The organism is Streptomyces sp. NPDC058240 (assembly GCF_042882135.1).
Classification (GTDB): Bacteria; Actinomycetota; Actinomycetes; order Streptomycetales; family Streptomycetaceae; genus Streptomyces.
This window is the reverse complement of the sequence record NZ_JBHVWT010000120.1, coordinates 1-4,711: the sequence shown is the minus strand read 5'-3', so window position 1 is coordinate 4,711 and position 4,711 is coordinate 1. Positions and strand designations below refer to the sequence as shown.

2 protein-coding genes and 1 pseudogene are annotated in these 4,711 nt (G+C 67.6%); 1 reads left to right on the top strand and 2 read right to left on the bottom strand.

The features are described from left to right. Positions 1-92: 92 nt before the first annotated feature. Both ACFVX4_RS41610 and ACFVX4_RS41605 read right to left on the bottom strand, forming a co-directional pair. The gene (locus ACFVX4_RS41610) at positions 93-818 is read right to left on the bottom strand and encodes an IS630 family transposase (RefSeq protein WP_389988582.1); all 726 of its coding nucleotides are present in this window, start codon (positions 816-818) and stop codon (positions 93-95) included. A 197-nt stretch (positions 819-1,015) separates the two neighbouring features. Beyond that, positions 1,016-1,734: pseudogene (locus ACFVX4_RS41605) on the bottom strand (transposase); the annotation flags it as partial. Positions 1,735-1,969: 235 nt separating this feature from the next. Between ACFVX4_RS41605 and ACFVX4_RS41600 the strand changes: the two are divergent. Continuing rightward, entirely contained in the window at positions 1,970-4,363 is a 2,394-nt protein-coding gene (locus ACFVX4_RS41600; protein WP_389988579.1) for a hypothetical protein, read from the top strand. The last annotated feature ends 348 nt before the right edge of the window (positions 4,364-4,711 follow it).

Genomic DNA, 4,711 nt, shown 5'->3' with positions numbered 1-4,711 from the left:
CGAGGAATTCGAAGCCCAGCACCACCGATCACAGGTCGCCCCGAACGCCGCCTGAAACCAGAGAAACCGGCCGCCACGAAACTCGGAGCAGCTCACACCCTCGCGTGGTGGACGTCGTAGGCGGCCATGTAAGCCAGGGCACCGCCGCGGCCGTAGGTGTGGTTGACCCGCATCGCCCGGGCCTGTCCGGGGGCCAGGGTGGGGTGGCAGCGGCAGCGGGCCTGGATGGAGGTCTTCTCGTCCGCGCTGATGACGTACTCGTCCGGTCCGAGCGGTTCGCCCTGCCAGGTGCGGGCGTACAGATCCAGCACACGGGCGGCCTTGGGGCCGAAGTCGGGGTCGTGGATGAAGATCCAGGAGCGGTGCTGCCAGGGCTTGAGCGCGTCCTGGGCCAGCCAGCGGCGCACGGTGGAGTCCGACAGGGCCGGGGCGATGCCTCGTGCCGTGGCCTCGCGGGCCAGTTCCGGGCACGACCAGCGGGCCAGCGGCGTGCCGGTCTCGGCGGGTAGTTGGCAGGCCAGGGCCTTGACCTGGGCGGTCTGCAGGGCGGTGAACGAGGGTGGCCGGCCGGGGCGCTGGCGGTCGGCCAGCCCGGGCATGCCCTCGTCGGCGAAGCGGCCTCGCCAGGTCCGCACGGTGTCCACATGCAGGCCCGTCTCGCGGGCGATGCACGCGTTGGAACGGCCCTGTGCCGCGTGGAGCACGACGTGCGCTCGGATCCGGGCCTGGTGGGGAGTCCTGTGCCCGTAGGCCATCTTCTTCAGCCGGTGCCTCTGCGAGGCGGTCAGCGATATCGGGCGGGCGGTGGCAACGGGCAAGGCAGGCAGGCCGATCAGCAGAAGTGGTTCTTACCGGCTGGAGCCTGCCGCACCGCCTGACGCGGGCGGCCGGACATGATGACCCCTTGCCCACCGTGCCGGAGTCGGCCAAGACCTCCCCTGCTCAGAAGCTGCCCGCGCGGCCTGAGCCCCTGACGGCAGCTCGCCAGCCTGGACGTCCGCTGTCATTCCGAGGAATACGACAGCCACCGGCCCCGTCTCGACGGACAGTCGCGGAAGGCGTGGGTGCCACCGGCGGAGTCGGGACGGATGAGCGCCTGCCGTCCTCGCCAGAGCTTGAGCAGTTGAGCCGGAGCGAGTTGGGTGGTGGCGACGTAGTCAGCCGCAGTGCTGGAGCCCGCGTTTCCGGGCCGTAGCACTGCGGCCACTGGCACACCGGACCCGGCCCGGTGATGGTCGACGAACGCGACGAGCGGATGATGACCGAAGGTCTTCTTCCATGTCGCGGCGGCGTCCTGCTCTTCCGACCACGCGATCACCAGCACGCCGCCAATTTCCACGATCACCTGGATATCGGCTACCGGACTGCTCGTACCCGCCAACGCTCATACTCACTGGCGAGCTCGGGACCGTGTCGAGCGGATTGCCGCGAAGGCTTTCGGTCCGGATGCGGCGAAGGCGTAGACCAGGCGGGGGAGATCGTCGGATCGGCCCGCAGCAGGCCGACACCGGCCAGGCAGTCCCCGCCCAGAGCTGTCGCGAGTGCGACGTCCAGAGGGCCGAAATCGTGTGCAGCCTGCGGCTTTCGCCACGGTGCCAATGCCTCCAATATCGCGTTCGCCAGGCCGGACTTGAGAGCCGCCTTGACCAGCAGCAACGACCTGGCCTGCGAGACCACCGAGCGGCCACCACCCTCGACCCGGACACGCGAGTATGACCCGCCGCTCTCCTTCACCTGGAAAGTGCCTCTTCCACTACCACCTACAGGACCCTCAGTAACCCCTATCGCCGCAGGTCAGGGGCACTTTCTGCTTCCCCGGCCGCCTGCCGGACACCAAGCCTCATGAAAGCCCGAGGCTGATAGCCGACAGCGCGCGTTCGGCTACCACGATCCGCGCGCCGCGACGAGTGCGCCCGATGACCAGAAGGACATTGAAGGACTGTCATACCCGTGTCCTATCGTCGCCCACATGACCAACAACCCCGTACCCGAACGCCTCTCCTTCACAGAGGCCGACACTCGACTTGTGCAGGCTCTCTCCGCCTCCTTCGAGGGCAACTATGACAACGTCCTGCTCTTCGACGGCGATCTGGTACTGGAGGGGGGCTTCCTCGACGCCGTCGCCGGGATCGGGAGTCTGGACGACGTGGACCTGGTGGTGATCACCGGCGATCTGACGGTGTCCGGCCCGATCGCGCTCTACGAGTTTCTGCCGGGGCTCTACGTCGGCGGTACCACCCGGGCCGAGACCCTGGAGGGCGGCGACTGCGAAATCTACATCCAGGACGGCACCTTCACCCATCTCGTCTACGGCGACTACAACAACGGCACCCTGGAAACCGGCACCGTAGAGACCCCATGGGTCATCAACTACAACCACGATCTCAGCGTTTCCGCCCCCGACGCTCACCTGGTGGACAACTACGGCAACGATGACGACGCGGACTTCAGCAGCGAGAACATCGTGGAGTCGTTCGTCACCGAGGTCGTCGACCCGGAATTCAAGAGCATCAAGGTCCCGGAGTTCCTGGAACGGCTGCGGGCCGGACTGCCGGTCCTGCGCCCGGGTGCGCGCACCGCGAACGATGCGGCGCTGGCGGACGTCGCGCATGCCCGGGCCGACCGGGTGCTCCATCTCGATCTGTCGGAACGCAAGCTCAAGGAGTTCCCGGCCGAGGTGCTGCGTATGCCATGGCTGCGCACACTCGTCCTGGACGGCAACCCGATCGGGCAACTCCCCGACGAGATCGGCACCCTGACCGACCTGGAACTTCTGTCAGTACGGGACTGCGGCCTGGCCGAACTGCCCGCCTCCATCGGCCGACTGTCCAGGCTGCGCGTACTGCGGATCGCCGGCAACATCACCTACGCCTTCTCCACCGAACCCACCCACCGGCCGATCAGGCTGCCGGACACCATCGGCCGGCTCACCGCGCTGGAAGAACTCGATGTCTCAAAACTGTCCAGCAAGCCCTCCGGCACCAGCGAGGCACTGCCCGACACCACAACCTTCGCGCTCCCGGAGACGGCCGGAAACCTGATACACCTCCGCCGGCTGGTGGCGGACCAGACCAACCTGGTGTTCCCGGCATCCATGCAGGGTATGGCCAGCGTGGAGGAAATCTCCATGGCGGGAATGAGCTGGAGGTACCTCAAGCGGTTCCCCGAAGCCCTCACCGGCTTCCCGAACCTGCGAAAGCTCGAGCTCAGGGGCAACTTCTTCCAGGAAGTCCCCGCCACACTGCTGCGCCTGACCAACCTTGAGGAACTCGGCCTCGACAATGCCCTCGGACTGGTGAAGACCCCGCTGCCCGACCTGTCTCGGCTGCTCAGGCTGCGGGTGCTGAAGCTGAGCGGACGCACCGTCCACACAGGTGTACCGGTCCCGCCGCACAAGCTGCTGCGGCCCGTGCTCGCGAACCCCCTGCCCGCACTGGAGGAGCTGAAGATCGACCGCTGGGGAGCGCAGGACAGGGGCGGACGTGGTCCGATGACCGCCGACGTCATCACCGGAATCGGCGCCTTCCAGGGCCTGAAGAGGATCGACCTGTCCTTCAACGGGCTGACCGAGCTGCCCGACGGCTTCTTCACCCTGCCCGCCGTCGAGCAGATCGACCTTCGCTACAACGCCCTCTCCAGAGAGGTCCGCCGACGGGTCGCCGCCGCCTACCCCGGAGCGCGCATCGACTTCCGCGACCAGGGCGGCGTCGACAGCGACTCCGAGCGCGAGCAGGCAACGGCGGCCGGCAGCCTGATCACACAGGCCAACGCGCTTCGCGACCGAGAGGAATGGTCGGCGGCACTCGCCGAGTACGACAAGGCCATCGCCCAGTACACCGAGGGCGACGCCGACTCCGCCTACGGCCTGCTCTACGCCTACTACGGCAAGATGTGGATCCACGGCAAGGTCGGCCACGGCGACGAGGACACCGAGCAGCACCGGGCCCAGCACCGCCGCGACGGCGTCGCCGTCGCCGAGACCTGTATGCGGCTGGTGCCGCCGGTCTGGCAGATCTTCCACTTCACCGACGAGGGACAGTTCCAGCGCGAGGTCGTCCGCTACGCGACCAACTTCCTCGCCTGGGAAATCATCCATGCCGAAGACCCCGCCCCCACCCCGAAGGACCTCGCCGACGCCCTCCGGCTGATCGAAAAGGGCGTGGCGTGCGCCGACGGCGGCGACCACCTGTATCTGCATGACACCTACGCCCGGGTTCTGCTCGCACTCGGCCGAGAGTCCGACGCATGGCGGGAGGTCCAACGGGCGCTGGCCATCGACCCCGCCTTCGCACCACTCCAGGACCTCAGAGTGGACCACCGGTACCAGGTGTGGGCCGACAGGAGCGTCGGAACCGGGGACTGACCTGGGCATGCGACACCTGGCCGTTGGTCAGGTGCGCCGGGCGTCGTGGCAGAGGTCCCGGCCTGCCTCCGGCCTCAGAACGCGTTCGCGGACGGGGCTGGAGGAGGGGCATCGGGGCCGGACACCCCGCCCGTCGCCGCCTTCAAGCGGTTCCTGCTGGCCCAGTCCGTCCGTGGGCGTGCAGATGTGGTCAAGGCCCCGCGTAGGTCCCACTCTGCGTCAACCCCCGAAGGACTTCCGACGTTGACCACTTAGCTTGCGATTTTAGCTTCTGTCGTCACTCTGTGTGTTTACTGGTGGTCCGTTCGCTCTTGCGGTAGGGCGGTCGCTTGGATTTCGGGCGGTTCT